This window comes from Streptomyces sp. NPDC048696 (genome assembly GCF_043198895.1).
Lineage (GTDB): Bacteria > Actinomycetota > Actinomycetes > Streptomycetales > Streptomycetaceae > Streptomyces.
On the sequence record NZ_JBICVJ010000001.1, the window covers coordinates 602996 to 620949 of the forward strand.

At 71.4% G+C, this 17954-nt stretch carries 16 protein-coding genes and 2 pseudogenes; 13 read left to right on the forward strand and 5 right to left on the reverse strand.

What is annotated here, in order from left to right; translation table 11 throughout:
* Positions 1-34: 34 nt before the first annotated feature.
* The 3 genes and pseudogenes from ACGFRG_RS02700 to ACGFRG_RS02710 all read right to left on the reverse strand — a co-directional run.
* Positions 35-1495 (reverse strand): annotated as a pseudogene (locus ACGFRG_RS02700) (FAD-binding oxidoreductase); the annotation flags it as partial.
* Positions 1496-1598: 103 nt separating this feature from the next.
* On the reverse strand, positions 1599-2555 hold the full coding sequence (locus tag ACGFRG_RS02705) for an LLM class F420-dependent oxidoreductase (protein ID WP_393260630.1): 957 nt from the start codon (positions 2553-2555) through the stop codon (positions 1599-1601).
* Between the two features lie 144 nt (positions 2556-2699).
* A complete protein-coding gene (locus ACGFRG_RS02710) occupies positions 2700-4664 on the reverse strand; it encodes an exo-alpha-sialidase (protein ID WP_393260633.1) in 1965 nt (654 codons plus the stop codon).
* A gap of 391 nt (positions 4665-5055) precedes the next feature.
* Between ACGFRG_RS02710 and crcB (ACGFRG_RS02715) the strand changes: the two genes are divergently transcribed.
* The 12 genes and pseudogenes from crcB (ACGFRG_RS02715) to ACGFRG_RS02770 all read left to right on the forward strand — a co-directional run bounded on the left by crcB (ACGFRG_RS02715) (position 5056) and on the right by ACGFRG_RS02770 (position 13299).
* A complete protein-coding gene (gene crcB, locus ACGFRG_RS02715; protein ID WP_361417443.1) occupies positions 5056-5544 on the forward strand; it encodes a fluoride efflux transporter CrcB in 489 nt (162 codons plus the stop codon).
* A 40-nt stretch (positions 5545-5584) separates the two neighbouring features.
* Positions 5585-5932, forward strand: coding sequence for a DUF190 domain-containing protein (locus ACGFRG_RS02720; RefSeq protein ID WP_393260637.1), 348 nt, complete (start codon positions 5585-5587; stop codon positions 5930-5932).
* A complete protein-coding gene (crcB, locus tag ACGFRG_RS02725) occupies positions 5929-6303 on the forward strand; it encodes a fluoride efflux transporter CrcB (protein WP_361417448.1) in 375 nt (124 codons plus the stop codon). The genes ACGFRG_RS02720 and crcB (ACGFRG_RS02725) overlap by 4 nt, the downstream gene beginning before the upstream one ends.
* Positions 6300-7517, forward strand: coding sequence for an MFS transporter (locus tag ACGFRG_RS02730; RefSeq protein ID WP_393260639.1), 1218 nt, complete (start codon positions 6300-6302; stop codon positions 7515-7517). Before crcB (ACGFRG_RS02725) ends, ACGFRG_RS02730 begins: the two co-directional genes overlap by 4 nt.
* A gap of 195 nt (positions 7518-7712) precedes the next feature.
* Positions 7713-7889, forward strand: coding sequence for a hypothetical protein (locus ACGFRG_RS02735; RefSeq protein ID WP_361417454.1), 177 nt, complete (start codon positions 7713-7715; stop codon positions 7887-7889).
* On the forward strand, positions 7886-8347 hold the full coding sequence (locus ACGFRG_RS02740) for an MrpF/PhaF family protein (RefSeq protein WP_361417457.1): 462 nt from the start codon (positions 7886-7888) through the stop codon (positions 8345-8347). The genes ACGFRG_RS02735 and ACGFRG_RS02740 overlap by 4 nt, the downstream gene beginning before the upstream one ends.
* Entirely contained in the window at positions 8340-8600 is a 261-nt protein-coding gene (locus ACGFRG_RS02745; RefSeq protein ID WP_361417460.1) for a hydrogenase subunit MbhD domain-containing protein, read from the forward strand. Before ACGFRG_RS02740 ends, ACGFRG_RS02745 begins: the two co-directional genes overlap by 8 nt.
* Positions 8597-9355: a hydrogen gas-evolving membrane-bound hydrogenase subunit E gene (mbhE, locus tag ACGFRG_RS02750; RefSeq protein ID WP_361417463.1), complete on the forward strand. Its 759-nt coding sequence runs from the start codon at positions 8597-8599 to the stop codon at positions 9353-9355. Before ACGFRG_RS02745 ends, mbhE begins: the two co-directional genes overlap by 4 nt.
* A gap of 22 nt (positions 9356-9377) precedes the next feature.
* On the forward strand, positions 9378-9725 hold the full coding sequence (locus tag ACGFRG_RS02755; protein WP_361417466.1) for a sodium:proton antiporter: 348 nt from the start codon (positions 9378-9380) through the stop codon (positions 9723-9725).
* Complete coding sequence (locus tag ACGFRG_RS02760; protein ID WP_393260644.1) at positions 9722-11470, forward strand: complex I subunit 5 family protein; 1749 nt, start codon at positions 9722-9724, stop codon at positions 11468-11470. The genes ACGFRG_RS02755 and ACGFRG_RS02760 overlap by 4 nt, the downstream gene beginning before the upstream one ends.
* Before the next feature lie 108 nt (positions 11471-11578).
* Positions 11579-12562 carry a DJ-1/PfpI family protein gene (locus ACGFRG_RS02765; RefSeq protein ID WP_361417470.1) on the forward strand — a complete coding sequence of 328 codons (984 nt, stop codon included), beginning with the start codon at positions 11579-11581 and terminating at the stop codon, positions 12560-12562.
* 126 nt (positions 12563-12688) lie between these two features.
* Positions 12689-13299 (forward strand): annotated as a pseudogene (locus ACGFRG_RS02770) (isochorismatase family protein).
* 111 nt (positions 13300-13410) lie between these two features.
* Here the strand turns inward: ACGFRG_RS02770 and ACGFRG_RS02775 are convergent.
* Positions 13411-15129: a hypothetical protein gene (locus ACGFRG_RS02775; RefSeq protein ID WP_361417476.1), complete on the reverse strand. Its 1719-nt coding sequence runs from the start codon at positions 15127-15129 to the stop codon at positions 13411-13413.
* 782 nt (positions 15130-15911) lie between these two features.
* On the opposite strand from ACGFRG_RS02775, the gene ACGFRG_RS02780 reads away from it, so the two are divergent.
* Entirely contained in the window at positions 15912-17531 is a 1620-nt protein-coding gene (locus ACGFRG_RS02780) for a purple acid phosphatase family protein (RefSeq protein ID WP_393260648.1), read from the forward strand.
* A gap of 100 nt (positions 17532-17631) precedes the next feature.
* Here ACGFRG_RS02780 and ACGFRG_RS02785 read toward each other — a convergent pair whose 3' ends face one another.
* Positions 17632-17940 carry a DUF4031 domain-containing protein gene (locus ACGFRG_RS02785; RefSeq protein WP_361417482.1) on the reverse strand — a complete coding sequence of 103 codons (309 nt, stop codon included), beginning with the start codon at positions 17938-17940 and terminating at the stop codon, positions 17632-17634.
* Positions 17941-17954 lie beyond the last annotated feature (14 nt).

Genomic DNA, 17954 nt, shown 5'->3' on the forward strand with positions numbered 1-17954 from the left:
TGGATGTCGAAGATGCCGTGGGCGCCGAAGTCGGCACCAGCTCTCCACGCGCCTGCCCGTCGCCGTGTTCGCCCGAGAGGGAACCGCCGTAGGAGACGACCAGGTCCGCCGCCTTCTCGACGAACCGGCGGAAGGCCGCGACCCCCTCGGTGTCCTTGAGGCCGAACGGGATCCGGGTGTGCACGCACCCCTGGCCGAAGTGCCCGTACAGCGAAGGGCCGTCGTAGTCGAACTCCGTGAAGAGGTCCGTCAGGTCGCGCAGATAGTCGCCGAGCCGGTCGGGCGGCACAGCCGAGTCCTCCCAGCCCTCCCAGGTCTCGCGCTCGTCCGGCGGGCGGGCGGTGACCCCGAGTCCCGCCTCGCGCGCCCTGAGCATCCGCCGCTCGCGCGCGGAGTCGTCGGAGAACGCGACGCTGTCGTCCTTCTCGCTCCGGCCCACCGCCCGCAGCAGCGCATGGGCCTGCTCGTCGGCGTCCTGTTGGCTCTCGCCGCTGAACTGCAACAGCAGCCACGCCCCGCCATGCGGAAGCGCCTCCAGCGACTCCAGATGGGTGCGCTCCTCGCGCATCAACTGCGCCATCCGGTCGTCCAGCGCCTCCAGCTGGGCGGGCGAGCTGTGTTCGAGCAGGCGCGGCACGTCGTCGGCGGCCGTACAGATGTCGGGGTAGCCCAGGACGAGCATGGCGTCGGCGGCGGGGACCGGGACCAGGTCGAGTTCGGCCCGCAGGACGGTGACGAGCGTGCCCTCGCTGCCGACCAGCGCCCGGGCGAGGTCGAAACCGCTCTCCGGCAGCAACGAGTCCAGGTTGTAGCCGGAGACCCGGCGGGGGATCTTCGGGAAGCCGCGCCGGATGTCCCCCAGATGGTCCTGGACGATGCCGCGCAGCCGCTCGTAGATCTCGGCGCGCCGTCCCCCGGCCGCGACGATCGACTCGTACTCGCTGTCCGAGGTCGGTCCCACCCACATGCGCAGACCGTCATACGTGAGGATCTCCAGGCGCCGTACGTTGTCGACGGTCTTCCCGTACGCCTGGGCGGAGGCGCCGCACGAGTTGTTGCCGATCATTCCGCCCAGCGAACAGTGGCTGTGCGTGGAGGGCTTGGGGCCGAACTTGAGTCCGTGCGGGGCGAGTTGGCGGTTGAGTTCGTCCAGTACGATGCCGGGCTCGACCACACAGGTGCGCCGCTCGGGGTCGGTCTCCACCAGCCGGTCGCAGTACTTCGTCCAGTCGATGACGACGGCCTCGTTGGTGCACTGCCCGCCCAGGCTCGTACCGCCGCCCCGGGACAGGACCGGCGCACCGAACCGCGCGCACACGGCCACCGCGGCCACGGCCGCGTCGACCGAACGCGGTACGACCACGCCGATCGGGACCTGCCGGTAGTTCGACGCGTCGGTGGCATACGCGCCACGGCTGCCCGGGTCGAACCGCACCTCGCCGTCCACCGCCTGCCGCAGCGCCCGCTCCAGAGCGACCTCGTCGAGCGCGGCCATCTCGGCTCCTTCCTTGGCCGCCCCGGTCGGGCGGTCCGGCTCGTTCCGCCCGTGCCGGTACCCCCCTCGTCGACCCTTACACCGCCCGGTGGGCGGGGCCACCTCAGCCGCGCAGTCGCGGAAGCACCTTGGTGCGGTAGAAGTCGAAGAAGCCCTGCTGGTCCTTGCCGATCTGGTTGATGTAGACGGTGTCGAAACCGGCCTCGGCGTATTCGCTCACCGCGCCGACATGGGCGTCCACGTCGTCCCCGCAGGTGACGGCGGACGCCACGCGGTCCCGGGTGACGAGTTCCGACGCCTGCTCGAAGTGGCGCGGGGTCGGCAGGATCTGCGCCAGCTCGCCGGGCAGCTGCTCGTTGGCCCACAGCCGGTGCGCGGTGCGGACGGCCTCGTCACGATCGGTTCCCCAGCACACCTTCAGCCCCGCCAGCACCGGTTTGGAGCCGCCTCCGCTGCGCCGGAACCGCTCGATGCCCTCCGCGTCGGGCGCCATGGAGATGAAGCCGTCGCCGATCCGTCCGGCCACTTCGGCGGCCTGCGGGCCGAAGGCGGACACATCGATCGGGACCGGCTCTTCGGGGACGGTGTAGAGGCGGGCGTTCTCCACGGTGTAGTGCTTGCCGTAGTGGCTGACCTGGTCGCCGGAGAACAGCATCCGCATCACCTGTACGGCCTCCTCCAGCATCTCCAGCCGGATCGACGCCTCCGGCCAGGCGTCGCCGAGGATGTGTTCGTTGAGCGCTTCCCCGCTGCCGATGCCGAGCCGGAACCTGCCGCCCAGCTGCACCGCGCTGGTGGCTGCCGCCTGCGCCACGACCGCCGGGTGCATCCGCACGGTGGGGCAGGTGACCGCGGTCTGCACCGGCAGCGAGACGGCCTGGGACAGCGCACCGATCACGGACCAGACGAACGGGCTCTGCCCCTGATCGTTGTTCCACGGGTGGTAGTGGTCCGAGATCCACAGCGAGGTGAATCCGGCCTGTTCCGCCATCCTGGCCTGTTCGACCAGCTCGCCGGGGGTGTGTTCCTCGCTGGACAGGAAGTATCCGTACTCCGTCATGTCAGGCTCCTCCTGGGCGCAGTGGTGGCTGCCCGGGTGGCCGGAACACGAAAGCCGAAACCCCTGCACGCGGCTCAACCGTATGCAGGGGTCCGTACGACCGCATCCGGTAAGTGCGGCCCGCCGGGCCGCACCCCTCGGAGATCAGCGCGCGGTGACGAGGGCGGCGCGCCCCGTCGGGGCCGGCGAGGTGTACGTCGGGGACTGGTGGGACCTGACCGGGCCGCCCGCGATGGGCTGCGGGCCCGCCGAATAGAGGGCTTCGTCGAACGCCTGGCCGTTGGTGGGCGCCTTGCCCACGGCGAACGCGGCGACCGCCTTGCCGCCCACTACGGAGGTCGAGATGTAGTCGCCGACCATGCTCCCCTGGGTGGTGGAGGCGATCTGGTCGAGCGTGAACGGACCTGCCAGCGTCGCCGGCGCGGACCAACTGGTGCCGCTGTTGGCCGAGGACACATAGCCGACCTGGAGCTGGCACGTCGTCGCCGTGCAGTTGGCCTGCGGGTAGAAGTAGTAGTACAGCCCGATCCGGGCCGACGCTCCGGAGGTCGACTTGTCCACGCCGATGCCGGGGATGAAGTGGTCGACGCTGCTGGAGGTGGCGTCGATGGGAACCCGGGTCACGGCCGACCACGAGGTGCCGTTGGTGGACGTCGCGTACACGATGTCGTTGGACGGGCAGCCGGAGCGGAAGCGGCAGTCCTGCCAGGCGACGTAGACCTTCCCGGCCCCGTCGATCTCCGCCGAGGGCAGCCCCTCGCCGTCCCGGAGATTACCGGCGACGCCGTGGCTGCTGACGTTCGCCACCAGCGAGGTCGAGCTCCAACTGGAGCCGCCGTTCGTGGAGTTGAAGGCACGGATCGAGGTCCCGTTGGTGGAGTAGGGGACCACCACCGTGCCGCTCGGCTGGACCAGCGGCTGGCCGCCGAGACCACTCGGGCTGCCCGAGGGCGACGTGGGCGCGGACCAGGTGGCGCCGCCGTCCGTGGAGGTGCTCAAGATGATCCGGTTGCCGGACGAGGTGACGTCGACCTCGACGTAGCAGTTGCCGTAGAACGGGCTCGTGGCGGTGTTGTCGCAGACGATCCACTCCTTGTCGTACCCCTGACCGTCGTTGCCGACCGCGAGGACGGGGTTCTGCCAGGAGATACCGTCGGCGGAACGGCTGACGCTCACTCCGGCGCCGTTGACGTTCGCGTCGAGGACGAGACCGGAGACCATCCACGTGCCGTGCTTGGCGTCGTAGGCGACCGACGGGTCGGACACCCGCGCCCAACTGCCGCCCTGGTAGACGGTGATGCCCGGCAGCATCCCGTGCTGCCAGGTGGTACCGCCGTCGGTGGAGGTGTTCCAGCCGATGTCGGACGAGCCGCCGTCGGTGAACCGGCCGACCTGGGAGGAGGCGACGACCGTGTTGCCGTACGCGAAGGTGTCCGGCTCCAGCTCGGTGGCGTGCTGGCTGGTGGTGTTGGTGAACGGGTCGGTGCTGAGCCGGGTGAGCGAGGGCGGCGGCGTCGTACCGGTCAGGGCGACGTCGTCGTAGAGCGTGTACGTGGGGTCGCCCGTGTAGTTGTCGTCGTGGCTGATGAGGGTGAGGGTGTAACTGTGCCCCTCGGTCACGGCGCTGGTGGCCTGCTGCCAACCCTGGCCGTTGGTGCAGGTCTTGGCGAGGACGGTGCTGGTGGTGCCCGCGGTGTTGTCGCGGAGGGTGGCCGTCGCCCAGTCGTAGGTGAGGGTGTCGGGGCAGCTGATGTCGTACCAGAACGACAGCTGGTTCTCACCGGTCGCGGTGGTGAAGGTCTGGGCGATCGACGAGTCCCCGTTGGTCGGCGACGTGCCGCCCACCCGGGCGGCGTACGTACCGCTGTGCGCACCCGAGTTGACGGTGGCCGTGGTACCGGTCGACGTCCAGCCGGTGAGCGAGCCGGACTCGAAGCCGCCGTTGCTGACGGCGGCCTCGGCCGGTTGGGCGAGCAGGACGACGGAGAAGAGGACGGTGGCGAAGCCGGTGGAGGCGGCGAGCAAGCGGTTTCGGTGCCGGGTTCTCGTGCCGACCGGGAGCGGCGGCTTCGTGCGCTCCCGTACGGAACGCCCAACGCGATGCGACATGGAACTCACCCTTCACACAGCCGGGCAGGGGACCGGCGGGGACGGCGGGAAGTCCGTTCACGTACGGGCGAGATGGTGCCAGGGTGATATTGCCGCGACAATGCGGAGGACGCCGGATCGTGTCATGCGCACGGCAAAGCTTTGGCATGCGCGGACGCCGGCGCCGGCGCCGGCGTTGTGGACCGACGGCGCGGCACGCGACATCGGTGTCCCATGTGGACCGCCGTGATCCCGGTGGCGCTACCCTGGTCGCCTGCGGTGATCTCCGGGTTGCCGCGCGGCGGTGGGGCCCGCCGTATCCGAACCGTGGCATGCGTGCCACCAACGGTCCCTACTTGCGATGATGTGCACCTGTATGTCCAGGTGCCCGGCGAGTAGGAGACATGTGTCCATGGGATCCCCGTTTTCCCGGGTGGTGGACGAGTCCGTCGATCCCCATGTGGGTCCTTCCCCGCGCGAGCGGCGGCGACGGGCGCGGCGCGAGCTGGCGCCGGTCGTGGCGGTGGTGGCGCTCGGCGGCGCGATAGGCGCGTCGGCCCGGTACGGCGCCGGGCTGCTGTGGCCGGCCGCCCCGCCCGGCGCGTTCCCCACGACCACGCTGGTCGTCAACGTGCTCGGCTGCGCGGTGATCGGCGTGTTCATGGTGGTGATCACCGATGTGTGGGCGGCACACCGGCTGGTGCGGCCGTTCTTCGGCACCGGCGTCCTCGGCGGGTTCACCACGTTCTCGACGTACGCCGTGGACATCGAGAAGCTGGTGGACGGCGGCCGCCCCGGCGCGGGCCTCGGCTATCTCGCGCTGACGCCGGTCTCGGCACTTACGGCGGTATGGCTCGCGGTGACGGCCACGCGCCGCGTCTTTGCACGGAGGCGACGATGACCGGCCGCGAGGCGACCACGACCGGGCTGCGGAGGCACGGATGACCAGGCTGACGGGCAGGGCCCTGCGCGTGACGATCTTCATCGGCGAGAGCGACCTGTGGCACCGCAAGCCGGTGTACGCGGAGATCGTGCACCGGGCGCACAAGGCGGGACTCGCCGGTGCGAGCGTGTTCCGGGGGATCGAGGGTTTCGGCGCCTCGTCCCTGATCCACACCCAGCGGCTGCTGTCGCTGAGCGAGGACCTGCCGGTGGCGATCGTGATCGTGGACAGCGAGGAGCGCGTCCGCGCGTTCTTGCCGCAGCTGGACGAGTTGGTGGCGGAAGGACTGGTGATCCTCGACGACTGCGAGGTCATCCGGTACGTGGGCCGGGAGAAGAACGCGTGAACTGGTTGCTGGTGATCCTGGGTGCCACGGTCGGCGCTCCGCTGCGGTTCCTGACCGACCGTGCGGTGCAGACCCGGCACGATTCGATATTCCCCTGGGGCACGTTCACGGTGAACGTGGTCGGCTGTCTGATCCTCGGCGTGCTGACCGGCGCGGCCACCGCCGGGGCGAGCTCGTCGCATCTGCAGCTGCTCCTTGGCACCGGCCTGTGCGGGGCGTTGACGACGTACTCGACGTTCTCGTACGAGACACTGCGGCTGGCCGAGGACGGCGCGGCGTTCTACGCGCTGGTGAATGTGGTCGCCAGTGTGGTCGCGGGCCTGGGGGCGGTCTACCTCGGGGTCACGGTCGCGGAAGCCGTGTGGGTATGAGCGACGCCGACGGTCCCCCACCGGCCGGACCCGGTGCGGAGCGCCCCGCCCGGATGAGTCCATGGCGGTTCGTCGTCGCGTTCGGCACGGTCAGTCTGCTGGCCGACTTCGTGTACGAGGGCGCGCGGGCCGTCACCGGACCGCTGTTGGCCTCGCTGGGGGCATCGGCGCTGGTCGTCGGCGTGGTGACCGGTGCGGGCGAGGCGGCCGCGCTCGGGCTGCGGCTCGTCTCCGGCCCGATGGCGGATCGCACCCGCCGCTTCTGGGGGCTGACGATCGCCGGGTACGCCCTGACCGTGGCCTCCGTGCCGTTCCTCGGCGTGGTCGGAGTCCTGTGGGCGGCCTGCGCGCTGGTGATCGCCGAGCGGGTCGGCAAGGCGGTGCGCAGCCCCGCCAAGGACACCCTCCTCTCCCACGCCACCGCCGCGACCGGCCGGGGACGCGGGTTCGCCGTGCACGAGGCGATGGACCAAGTGGGCGCGCTGATCGGCCCGTTGACGGTGGCGGGCATGTTGGCGCTCACCGGCGGCGACTACGGCCCCGCCCTCGGCGTGCTGGCCCTGCCCGGCGTCGCGGTGCTCGCCGTGCTGGTGTGGCTGCGGGCCCGGGTGCCGGATCCGGCCGCGTACGAACGCGAGTTGACACCGCAGCCGCAACCGCGGACGGCCGGGCGGCTGCCGACCGCGTTCTGGACCTACGCCGCGTTCACCGCGACCACCACCGCCGGATTCACCACCTTCGGCATCCTCGCCTACCACCTCGTCCAGCGAGGTCTGCTCGCGACGGCGTGGGTGCCGGTGCTGTACGCGGCCGCCATGGTCGTCGACGCGTGCGCCGCGCTGGTCACCGGATGGGCGTACGACCGGGTGGGCGCGCGGGTCCTCGTGGCGCTGCCGCTGCTGTCCGCCGCCGTGCCCGCGCTGGCCTTCACGGACACGGTCGGCTGGGCGGTGGCGGGTTCGCTGGTGTGGGGCGCGGCGATGGGCATCCAGGAGTCCACCCTGCGGGCCACCGTCGCCGACCTCGTCCCGGCCGGCCGCCGGGCCACCGCGTACGGCGTCTTCGCCGGGACGGTGGGCGCCGCGAGCCTGGCCGGCGGTGCCCTCACCGGCGCCCTCTACACGTACTCGATTCCGGTGCTCATCTGGGTGATCGCCGCGATTCAGGTGTCCGCCCTCGGCGTGCTGGCGGCGCTGCGCACGCGGGCCCGCTGAGCGCGCGCCGCACAGCGGGAATGCCCGGCGAGGCGCTGGGTACCCGTCGCCGCGCCGGTGACGGGTGAGGCACGCGGCGCGTACACGGCGGTGTCGCGCGCCTTCGGCCGTCGGCGGCGCCGGGGGTGCTTACATGGGGCCCTCGTCATACGGGCGAACCCATACATCGCGGGCGGTTGTCGAGGTGATCAACGGATGGGGCGAGCAGCGGCCGCGACCGCCGAGACCCTCGCGTGGTGGCTCCTTCTGACCGGCGGCTGGCTCATGCTCATCAGCACCGTGGACGCCCTGGAACTCGTCGTCGGCGCGAGCTGCGCCCTGTTGACGGCGGTCGCGGCCCGCGCGGCCCGCCGGGCGATGGCGGGCCGGTGAACGGGTGGCTCTGGGCCGCGAGCGCGCTGCTCGCCGCCGGGCTCGGGCCCGTGGTGTGGGGTGTGGCGACCGGGCCGCTGGAACGCCGGGTCGTCGCCCAGAACTTCGGCACCTCCGCCGTCTGCCTGGTCATGCTCCTGCTGGCCCAGGGATACCAACGGCCGTCCTACGTCGATCTCGCGCTGGTCCTCGCCGTGCTCGGCCCGGTCGGCACCCTCGTCTACGCGCGCCTGCTCGCCGACGACCTCACCTCCGATCCACCGCACACCCGCCTGCTGACCGCGGTGGCCGCGGTCGCCACCTCGGTGGTGACCGTCGCCATGTGCGTGGCCACGGGGCCGGGCCGGGCCATGGTGAAGCTGCTGCTGATCGGGGCGCTCCTGGTGGCGGGGAACGTGATCGCGTCCAGGGCGATGTCGGGTGGTTTCTCGGGAGGCAAGGAGACCTCGCATGGCTGATGTGCCGGTCGTCCTGGCGCTGCTCCTCGTCGCCGCCGCGGCGACCGCGGCGGTGGCGGTCCGGGATCCGGCCCGCCAGGCCCTGGTCCTCGCCGTGCTCGGCCTCGCGCTGGCCGTCCTGTTCACCGTGTTGCAGGCACCGGACGTGGGCCTGTCCCAACTGGCGGTGGGCTCGGCCCTGACCCCGCTCCTGATCCTGCTGTCCGTACGCAAAGTACGGCGCCGGGGACTGCGCAAGGGCGGCGGCCGATGAGCCGACGGCTGCGGATGTGGGTGCTGGCCGTGGGCGGCCTGGGGGTGGCCGCCCTGCTGGCCGCCGCCTTTCTGCGGCTGCCCGGCTTCGGCGGCGATGTCCACCCGTACGGTGACCGCTCGGTGGCGGCCTCCCTCGGCCGCCGTACCTCCAACGTCATCGCCTCCGTCAACTTCGACCAGCGGGCCTTCGACACCCTGGGCGAGGAGAGCATCCTGTTCGCGGCCGTCCTCGGCACCGTCGTCCTGCTGCGGCAGACCCGCGACGAGCGCCAGGTCCGGCCCGCCCCGGCCGAGGTCGTCCCGGCCGTACGGCGCTATGCGCTGATCATGCTGCCGGTCGCCCTGCTGGTCGGCCTCTATGTCATCGCGCACGGGCAACTGAGCCCCGGCGGCGGCTTCCAGGGCGGCGTGGTCGTCGCCACCTCACTGCATCTGCTCTACATCGGTGCGGACTACCGCGCCCTGGAACGGATCCGGCCGGTCGGCCTGTACGAGGTCGGGGACGCGGCCGGGGAAGGCGCCTACCTGATCCTCGGCATCGCGGGGCTGATCGGCGGTTCGTCGTTCCTCGCCAACACCCTTCTCCCGCTCGGCACGTTCAACGCCCTCGCGTCGGGCGGGACCGTGCCGCTCCTCAACGCGGCGGTCGGCATGGAGGTGGGCTGCGCGGTGGTCGTGCTGCTCGCCCGCTTCCTCGACCAGGCCGTCGAGATCGAGCAGGACCGCACGAACGAGAAGGACCACACGAAATGAACGGGGGCGCGAGCACACAGTGATGTCCGTACTGCCGTATCTGGTCGCCGGCTGGATCTTCCTGGCCGGCTGCTACGGTCTCGCCACCAGCCGTCATCTGGTCCACGCGGTGGGCTGTCTGGCGGTCTGTCAGTCCTCGACATACGTACTGCTGCTCGCCGTGGGCTACCGCGAGGGCGGCACGGCACCGGTCCACTCCGATCTGAAGCCCGGCTCGCGTCCGGTCGTCGACCCGGTCGTCCAGGCGCTGACCCTCACGGACGTCGTGGTCGGCGCGACGGTGACCGCGCTGCTGCTGGCCCTGGTGATGCAGGTGGCCAAACGCCACGGCACGGTGGACCCCGACGAACTCTCCGAGCTGCGCGGATGAACCACCTGCTGCCGTTGGTCGTGGCCATGCCGCTGCTCGGCGCCGCCGTCCTGGTCGCGGCCGGGCGCCGGCTGCCCCGGGTCGCCGCCGAGTCGATCGGAGCCGGCACCGCGGCGGCGACGGCGGGGCTCGCGCTGGTCCTGCTGGTCCACTCCTCGCCCGACGCCGTCGAGTGGGTCGGCGGCTGGCGTCCCGAGAACGGCAGCGGCGTGGGCATCGTCCTGGTCGGGGACGCCCCGGGGACCGGTCTCGCCGCCCTGGTCTCCGTCCTGGTCGTCGCCGTGCTCATCTACTCATGGCACTACTTCGACGAGCCGCCGCGCCGCCACGCCGGTTCCTACCCCGCGCTGGTCCTGCTCTTCCAGGCCGGCATGTGCGGCTTCGCGCTCACCGGCGACCTCTTCAACGCCTTCGTCTTCTTCGAGCTGATGAGCGTCGTGGCGTACGCGCTGACCGGCTACCGGGTCGAGGAGGCCAAGGCCGTCCAGGGCGCCCTCACCTTCGGGGTGGTCAACTCCCTCGGCGCGTACGCCACGTTGGCGGGCATCGTGCTGCTCTACGCCCGCACCGGCGAGCTCGGTATGCGGCAGATCGGAGCCCGTCTCGATGCCCACGGCGGGCCGGACGCGCTGACCCTGGGCGCCTTCGCCCTCGTCCTGACCGGCCTGCTCGTGAAGGCCGCCGCGGCGCCCTTCCACTTCTGGCTGCCCGACGCGCACGCGGTCGCGCCGACACCCGTGTGCATGCTCCTGTCCGGGGTCATGGTGCAGCTCGGGGTGTACGGGACATGGCGGGTGTACACGACCGTGTTCGCGGGGCCGGGCGGCATCCCCGCGCCGGACGCCGGACACGCCCTGCTGACGCTGGGCACGCTGAGCGCGCTCGTGGGATCCCTGATGTGCTGGCAGCAGCGCCACATCAAACGCCTTCTCGCGTTCTCGACCGTCGCGCACACCGGGCTCTTCCTCGTCGGCATCGGCCTGCTGCGTCCGGAAGCGACCGGCGGGGTCGCCCTGTACGTGGTGGGCCACGCGGGGGCGAAGGCGGCCCTGTTCGCCTGCACGGGCATCCTGCTCGACCGCTACGGAAGCGTCGACGAACACGAACTCCACGGCCGCGCACGGAAGTCACCCGTGGTCGCCGCCCTGTTCGTGGTGGCCGCGCTGGCCCTGGCGGGGCTTCCGCCCTTCGGTACGTGCCTGGGCAAATCGGTGACCGAGGAGGCGGCGGGCGGCGCCTTCACCGTCCTGTTCGTCGCCGTGTCGGCGGTCACCGCGGGGGCCGTACTCAGGGTCGCCGCGCGCGTGTTCCTGGGGCTCGGTCCTGTGCCGCTGAGCGATGCGGCCCACGAGACGAGCGGCGAGCACGAGGAACCGGAGACGCAGGGCCGGATGAGCCGCGCACCGGCCACCATGCTCGCGGTTCCGGCACTGCTGCTCGCCGGATCGCTCGCCACCGGCACCGCGCCGGGGCTCGCCGCGGCGACGGGCCGCGCGTTCGGAGTCGAGCCGCCGCACGCGCCGCACTGGACACTGCCCGGTGTGCTGCTCGGGATCGCGTCGGCTGCGCTGGCCGTCGGGCTCGCCGCGGCGGCCGTCCGGAGCCCGGCGCGCGTCGAACCGCACGGCTGGACGGAGCCGGTGCGCCGACTGCACTCGGGACACATCGGCGACTACGTCGCCTGGCTCCTGGTGGGCACGGCTCTGCTCGGCGCGCTCGCGCTGCCGGGCATCCTCACGGGCTGACCGCCGCTCCGCACCCTCGCCCGCGCCCGTGTCCGTGTCCGCCCCCGTGTCCGGATGTGACAGAAAGCTGTCATTGCGGCCATCGGTGCCGGGAGCGACGATAGGCGCATGCCCAGCACCCGCCGCGTCGTCATCGCGGTCTTCCCCGACGTCGACCTCCTCGACGTGACCGGCCCGGCCGAGGTCTTCGCGCTGGCCAACCGGGAGACCGGCGGACGGGCGGGCTACCAGGTGCGGTTGGCGGGCCGCTCCCGTGGCGAGGTGGTCACCTCGGCCGGTGTGCGGCTGCTGGCCGACCTCTCCTTCGCCGAGGTCGGCGGGGCACTGGACACACTCCTCGTGCCCGGCGCGGTGGACCTGCGGCCCGACGGCCCGGTCGCCCGGATCGACGAGGACGTCGTGGAGTGGGTCAAGGAGGCCGCGCCGCTGGCCCGCCGGGTGGCCTCCGTCTGCGTGGGCGCACACCTGCTCGCGGCGGCCGGACTCCTCGACGGGAAGACGGCCACCACGCACTGGTCCACCGCCGCACAGCTGGCCGCCGACCACCCGGCCGTGACGGTCGACCCGGACCCGATCTTCGTACGGTCCGGAAAGGTGTGGACCGGGGCCGGGATCAGCGCCTGCATGGATCTCTCGTTGGCGCTGGTGACCGAGGACCTGGGTGAGGAGGTCGCGCTGGCGGTCGCCCGGCAGCTGGTGATGTACCTCAAACGGCAGGGCGGCCAGAGCCAGTTCTCGGTCCCGCTGAGCCGGCCGCCCGCCACCCGCCGGGACATCGACGAGCTGCGGATGTTCATCGCCGACCACCTCGACGGCGATCTGTCCGCGGCCGCGCTGGCCGAGCGGATGTGCCTGAGCGAACGGCATTTCGCGCGGGTGTTCCGCCTGGAGACCGGCACGAGCCCGGCCTCCTATGTCGAGGCCGCCCGGGTGGAGGCGGCGCGCCGCCTGCTGGAGAGCACCGACGAGGCACTGGACCGGGTCGCCGCCGCCTGCGGATTCGGCTCCGTGGAAACCCTGCACCGGGCGCTGCGCAAGCAGATCGGCACCACCCCGGCGGCGTACCGCCGCCGGTTCCGCACCACCACCTGAACCGACAACGACCAAGCGTTTCCCTGCGTACGCGTGCGAACGGGCACGCCGTACGGCTTCGCGGTGCCCTGCACGCCGTGCGGGCTTCGCCCTGCCCTCTCCCGCCTGTTGAAAGGACGATCCACCATGACCGCTTCCGCCTCCACCAGCCTGCGTGACGTGATGGGCCTCGGCCACGAGCTCCCCCGGCTCGCCGACGCCACCCTGATCATGATCGATTTCCAGAACACCTACCGCACCGGCGTGATGGCGCTCGACGGCGCCGAGCCCGCCCTCGCCGCGGGGGCCCGCCTGCTGGCGGCCGCCCGCGCGGCCGGTACACCGGTCATCCACGTCGTCAACGACGGCGGGGAGAACACCCCGTACGACATTCGCGCCCGGATCGGTGCCATCAGCGACGAGGTCGCCCCCGCCGAAGGGGAGCCCGTCGTGGTCAAGCAGGTCCCCAACGCCTTCCACGACACCGATCTTGAGAAGACCCTGCGCGAGCTGGGCGCCGGGACCGAGCTGGTACTGGCGGGCTTCATGACGCATATGTGCGTCACGTTCACCGCTCAGGGGGCGCGTTCAACCTCGGCTACCGCCCCACGGTCGTCGCCGAGGCCACCGCCACCCGCGCGCTGACCAGCCCGGATGGCACCGCTCTGCCCGCGGCCGCCCTCCAGACGGCGGCGTTGACCACCATCGGCGACCTGTTCGGCGTCATCGCTGCGACGGTCGACGACCTCACCGCCTAGGGCCTGGCCCACCGACACGGGCCGGGCCGCAGCCAACGGACCCCTCCCCCACCTGCGGTGGGGGAGGGGTCCGAGTGCGTGCCGGTGATGATGCCGACCGTCAGCGGAGCGTCAGGAGACGGTCACGTCGTCGTAGTAGGTGTACGTCTCGTCACCCGCGTAGTTGTCGTCCTTGTTGGTGAGCGTGAGGGTGTAGCTGTGGCCGGCGGTGAGCGAGCCGGACGCGGTCTGCCAACCGGCGCCGCTGGTGCAGGTCTTGGGCAGGACCGTGGTGGTGGTGCCGGTGGTGTTGTCCTTCAGCGTGGCGGTGGCCCAGTCGTACGTGACGGTGTCGGGGCAGGTCACGTCGTAGCCGAAGGAGACCTTGGAGCTGCCCGTGGGGGCGGTGAAGGTCTGGGCGATGGAGGAGGTGTTGGTCGGGCTGGACGAGCCGAGCAGGGCGCCGTAGCTGCCGCCGTGGGCGGCGTCGGTGCTGGCGGCGGCGGACCCGGTGGAGGTCCAGCCGCTGAGGGTGCCCGTCTCGAAGGTGCCGTTGGTCAGCGCGGTGCCGGTGCCGCCGCCGCTGCTGCCACCGGTGGCGAAGGCCGTGGTGCCGTTCGGGGTGCCGAGGCCGGTCGGGCCGTCGTAGCCGGTGCCGGCGGTGCACAGGTAGCTCGGCGAGCAGGTGCCGTTGTTGCCCGTGGTGACGTCGTTGAGCGCGCTGGTGTGCGCGTACGGGTACTTCGACGGGTAGTCAGCGGTGCCGGGGGTGCCGGCCAGCGCGTAGACGCCGGCGATGATCGGCGCGGAGGCGCTGGTGCCGCCGTACACGTTCCAGCCGCTGGCCTGGTAGCTGTCGTACACCGCGACGCCGGTGGCCGGGTCGGCGACGGCCGACACGTCCGAGATGGCGCGCTTGGAGCAGCCGCTGTCGGTCTGCCAGCTGGGCTTGGGGTCATAGGCCGAGCAGCCGGAGCCGGTGCCCTCGGTGCTGCTGGTGTGCCACACCGACTCGGACCAGCCACGGGCGCTGGAGTCCTTCTTCAGCGCGGTGCCGCCGACCGAGGTCACGTACTGAGAGGCCGCCGGGTACTCGGCGCCGTACGCGGAGTCGCCCGCCGAGACGGTGATCGCGACACCGGGGTGCTTGAAGTACTGGTTGTCCGCGGTCAGGTCCGAGGAGTCCTCGGCGCCGCCGTAGCTGTTGGACACGTACTTGGCGCCCTTGGCGACGGCGGTGTTGACCGCGGTGCCCAGGTCGCTCATGTTGGCGGTGGAGGACTCGACCAGCAGGATGTGGGCGTTGGGGGCGATCGCCGAGACCATGTCGAGGTCCAGGGAGATCTCACCCGCCCAACCGGCGTCGGCGGTCGGGTAGTTGGTGCCGCCGTTCTGGTCGACCTTGCTGAAGCAGCCGTTGGCCGTGGTGCAGGCGGGCAGACCGTACTGGCTGCGGTAGGCGGCCAGGTCGGACTCGGCGTTGGGGTCGTCCTGGGCGTCGACGATGGCGATCGTCGCACCGGCACCGCCGTTGGCGGGCAGCTTGTAGGCGCTCAGCAGGTCGGACGGGCCGTAGCCGGACGGCACGGCGAGCGGCGAGACCGCGTTGACCGTGAGCGCGTGCGGCTGGACGACGTCGGTGCGGGCCAGCGCCTTGCAGGCCATCACGCGGTGCTTGGTGGGCTGCGAGCACAGGTGCTTGACGTGCGGCGTGGTGGCCGAGGCCGACGCGCCGGTGCTCTGGGCCTGGGCCGAACCGGCGGCGACCAGGCCGGTGGTGGCGAAGGCGAGCGAAACGAGCCCGGTGAGGGCGCTCCGCTGCGCGGCTCTCGATATACGGGGGATACCCATGGGTGGGGGGGTGCCTCTCTTTTACCGGTTCATGTACCGGCCACCGCGCGTCGGTGGACGGCCGTGACCGCTCGGCTGGACAGCGCGGACGGCATGCCGGGTCACGCCCCCGTACGGGCTCTCGCCCCCCTGTCGAATATCCGCATGAAGAGAGCAGTGGAATGCGGCACCGCGAGCGCACAGGGAAATTCCCTGGGCGTGCGGTGACCATTCCGCGGGGAATTGCTCTCTCCGCAGACAGGGAAGTAAGCCCCCGGACCGAAACGCGAATCCCGTATATCTAACGAACTGTCACCACGGGCTGTGGTGGCACCGTCCGCCGGGCGGAAGCAAAGCAGACTTGATGAGCACCGGTCAACGGGTATGACCTCGGGCTCCTGCACTCCGCCCGTTACGGGAATGTGAACGGTACGGACAGAGCAGGGCCAGAACACGTAAATGTCCGGCGCGTCATTACTCACCACTGGGCGGCAATTGACCATCACCTGAACCGGTGAACGGAAATGCATGGCAATACCTTGACCACTCATTGACCATGGTTCTCCGGTCCGACCGTTCAACCGCGGTGAGTTTTGGGGGTAGTTGGGCGGTCACCGTTCGCCGGATTACGGGTGGAAAGAGCGCGTAATCGGTCGGGTCGGTATTTTCGGCACCGGCTCGGCCGAAAGCGCCCGGGTGACGCCCCCCGAGCGACACCCGGCTGGCGCGCCTGCTCCGGTTTCGCCCCGCCGTGACGGCTTATGGTTCACATGACCAACTTCCGTCTCTGAAAAGGTCGTTACATGACGATCGCGCGCAGATCCGTACTGACCGGCTCGACCGTGGCCGCGGCCGCCACCGCCCTCGGCGGGGCGGGCGGCGCCGAGGCCGCGGACCGGGAGCGGCCCGGTCGGCTCCCGTTGCTCCAGCGCACCCCGAGCCGCCTGGGCGCGCCGGGCGTGGCCGGGCTGCATCTCCAGTTCGGCGCGGATGCCGCCACCGAGATGACCGTCTCGTGGCTCAGCCCCCAGTCCGTGCGCCGCCCCCAAGTGCGCCTCGGCTCCCCGCACGGAGGGGTCGGCCATGTGATCGACGCGGAGACCCGCACGTATCGGGACGGACTGTCGAAGGAAGAGGTGTACGTCCATCACGCCCGCCTCACCGGACTGCGGCCGGACACCACCTATCTGTACTCGGCCGGGCACGAAGGCGCCGCGCCGGAGACCGGGTCGTTCACCACGGCGCCGCGCGGGCGCACCGCGTTCACCTTCACCAGCTTCGGGGACCAGGGCGCGCCGAATCTGCGCCGGTCCCTCAAGTGGCCCTCCGGCGACGCCCCTTCGCCTTCGGGGCGCTTCCCCCTCTACACCAGCAGCAACGCCGGCAGCCCGGCCTCCGCCGACATCGTGGCCGCGGTGGAACGCGTCGGACCGCTGTTCAACCTCGTCAACGGCGACCTCTGCTACGCCTCGGCCGCCGGTGCCTTCGGCCAGGACCGCGTCGCCACCTGGGCGGACTGGTTCATCGGCAACAGCCGTTCGACGCGGTTGCGCCCATGGATGCCGTGTGTCGGCAACGGCGAGAACGAGATGGGCAACGGCCCCCTGGGGGTGACCGGTTACCAGACCTACTTCACTTTGCCCGGGTCCACGAACGCCGCCGACCCGGAGACCCGGGGCCTGTGGTACGCCTTCACGGTCGGCTCGGTCCGCTTCGTCAGCCTCGCCAACGACGACGTGGCGATCCAGGACACCGGTGACACCTATGTGAACGGGTACTCGGGCGGGGCGCAACGGCGCTGGCTGGAGCGTGAGTTGAAGGCGGCCCGGGCCAGCCGCGAGATCGACTGGATCGTGGTGTTCATGCACCACCCGATGATCTCCAGCAGCCGCGGTGGCAGCGGCAGCGACCTCGGGATCCGCGCGGCGTGGGGGCCGCTCTTCGACGCGTACGGGGTCGATCTGGTGCTCAGCGGCCACGAGCACTACTACGAGCGCTCGTTGCCGGTCCGCGGCTCCTTGCCGAACGAGGCCCGCACCCCGATCCCGGTCTCGACCAGGACCGACGTCGCGGACACGTCCCAGGGCACCGTCCACATGATCATCGGGAACGGCGGCAACTTCGCGACCACCCAGGACGACCTCTTCGAGGAGCCCAAGGGACGCGTCGTGGTCGACCTGAGCAAGGAGACCCAGGGCCGCCACCGCAAGGCGGTCTTCGTGACGGAGGACGCTCCGTGGCGCGCCGTCCAGGACCGCGCCCACACGCACGGCTTCGCTGCGTTCGACGTCGACCCGGGAGACACCCGCAGCGGCCGCACCCGTATGCGGGTCACCTACTACACGTTCGACGGCCCGTACGGGGACCTCACCCCGGTCGACACGTTCACCCTGGAACGGCCGCGGGGCGACGCACGGCGGTGAGCGGGCGGGGCCGGGCTCAGGTGTCGGCGGGTGCTCGATCGCGGCCGCGCGGGCCCCGTCCCGGCCCCCGCCGCTCGGCCCCGCCCGTCACACCCGCCCGTCACACCTGGCCGGACCGGGCGGCCTCTTCGCTGCGGCGGATCATCAGCCGGCCCATGAACCGCCGGTCCACCTCGCGCGCGCCCAGCCGCGTGGCCTCGGCCCGGGTGGGCGCGGTGATGTCGTAGTGCCAGCGGTGGTCCTTGGGCCCCTTGCGCTGGTACCAGGAACGGCGCAGACCGAGCGCTTTCGCGAAGGCGTGCAACTCGCGTTCGGTGTCCGCCGTCAGATGACACCAGCGGGTGGCCGGCAGGCCACGCCGTACCGCGAGGGCTCCGTAGTCCTTCATCCCGTCCACGTAGACCGCCACATCAACCTCCGACT

What these genes read in the sequence shown, in the direction of transcription:
- ACGFRG_RS02705 (WP_393260630.1), bottom strand. Translation starts at nt 2,555, where the DNA reads ATGACGGAGTACGGATACTTCCTGTCCAGCGAGGAACACACCCCCGGC.
- ACGFRG_RS02710 (WP_393260633.1), bottom strand. Translation starts at nt 4,664, where the DNA reads ATGTCGCATCGCGTTGGGCGTTCCGTACGGGAGCGCACGAAGCCGCCG.
- crcB (WP_361417443.1), top strand. Translation starts at nt 5,056, where the DNA reads ATGGGATCCCCGTTTTCCCGGGTGGTGGACGAGTCCGTCGATCCCCAT.
- ACGFRG_RS02720 (WP_393260637.1), top strand. Translation starts at nt 5,585, where the DNA reads ATGACCAGGCTGACGGGCAGGGCCCTGCGCGTGACGATCTTCATCGGC.
- ACGFRG_RS02730 (WP_393260639.1), top strand. Translation starts at nt 6,300, where the DNA reads ATGAGCGACGCCGACGGTCCCCCACCGGCCGGACCCGGTGCGGAGCGC.
- ACGFRG_RS02735 (WP_361417454.1), top strand. Translation starts at nt 7,713, where the DNA reads ATGGGGCGAGCAGCGGCCGCGACCGCCGAGACCCTCGCGTGGTGGCTC.
- ACGFRG_RS02745 (WP_361417460.1), top strand. Translation starts at nt 8,340, where the DNA reads ATGGCTGATGTGCCGGTCGTCCTGGCGCTGCTCCTCGTCGCCGCCGCG.
- mbhE (WP_361417463.1), top strand. Translation starts at nt 8,597, where the DNA reads ATGAGCCGACGGCTGCGGATGTGGGTGCTGGCCGTGGGCGGCCTGGGG.
- ACGFRG_RS02755 (WP_361417466.1), top strand. Translation starts at nt 9,378, where the DNA reads ATGTCCGTACTGCCGTATCTGGTCGCCGGCTGGATCTTCCTGGCCGGC.
- ACGFRG_RS02760 (WP_393260644.1), top strand. Translation starts at nt 9,722, where the DNA reads ATGAACCACCTGCTGCCGTTGGTCGTGGCCATGCCGCTGCTCGGCGCC.
- ACGFRG_RS02765 (WP_361417470.1), top strand. Translation starts at nt 11,579, where the DNA reads ATGCCCAGCACCCGCCGCGTCGTCATCGCGGTCTTCCCCGACGTCGAC.
- ACGFRG_RS02775 (WP_361417476.1), bottom strand. Translation starts at nt 15,129, where the DNA reads ATGGGTATCCCCCGTATATCGAGAGCCGCGCAGCGGAGCGCCCTCACC.
- ACGFRG_RS02780 (WP_393260648.1), top strand. Translation starts at nt 15,912, where the DNA reads ATGACGATCGCGCGCAGATCCGTACTGACCGGCTCGACCGTGGCCGCG.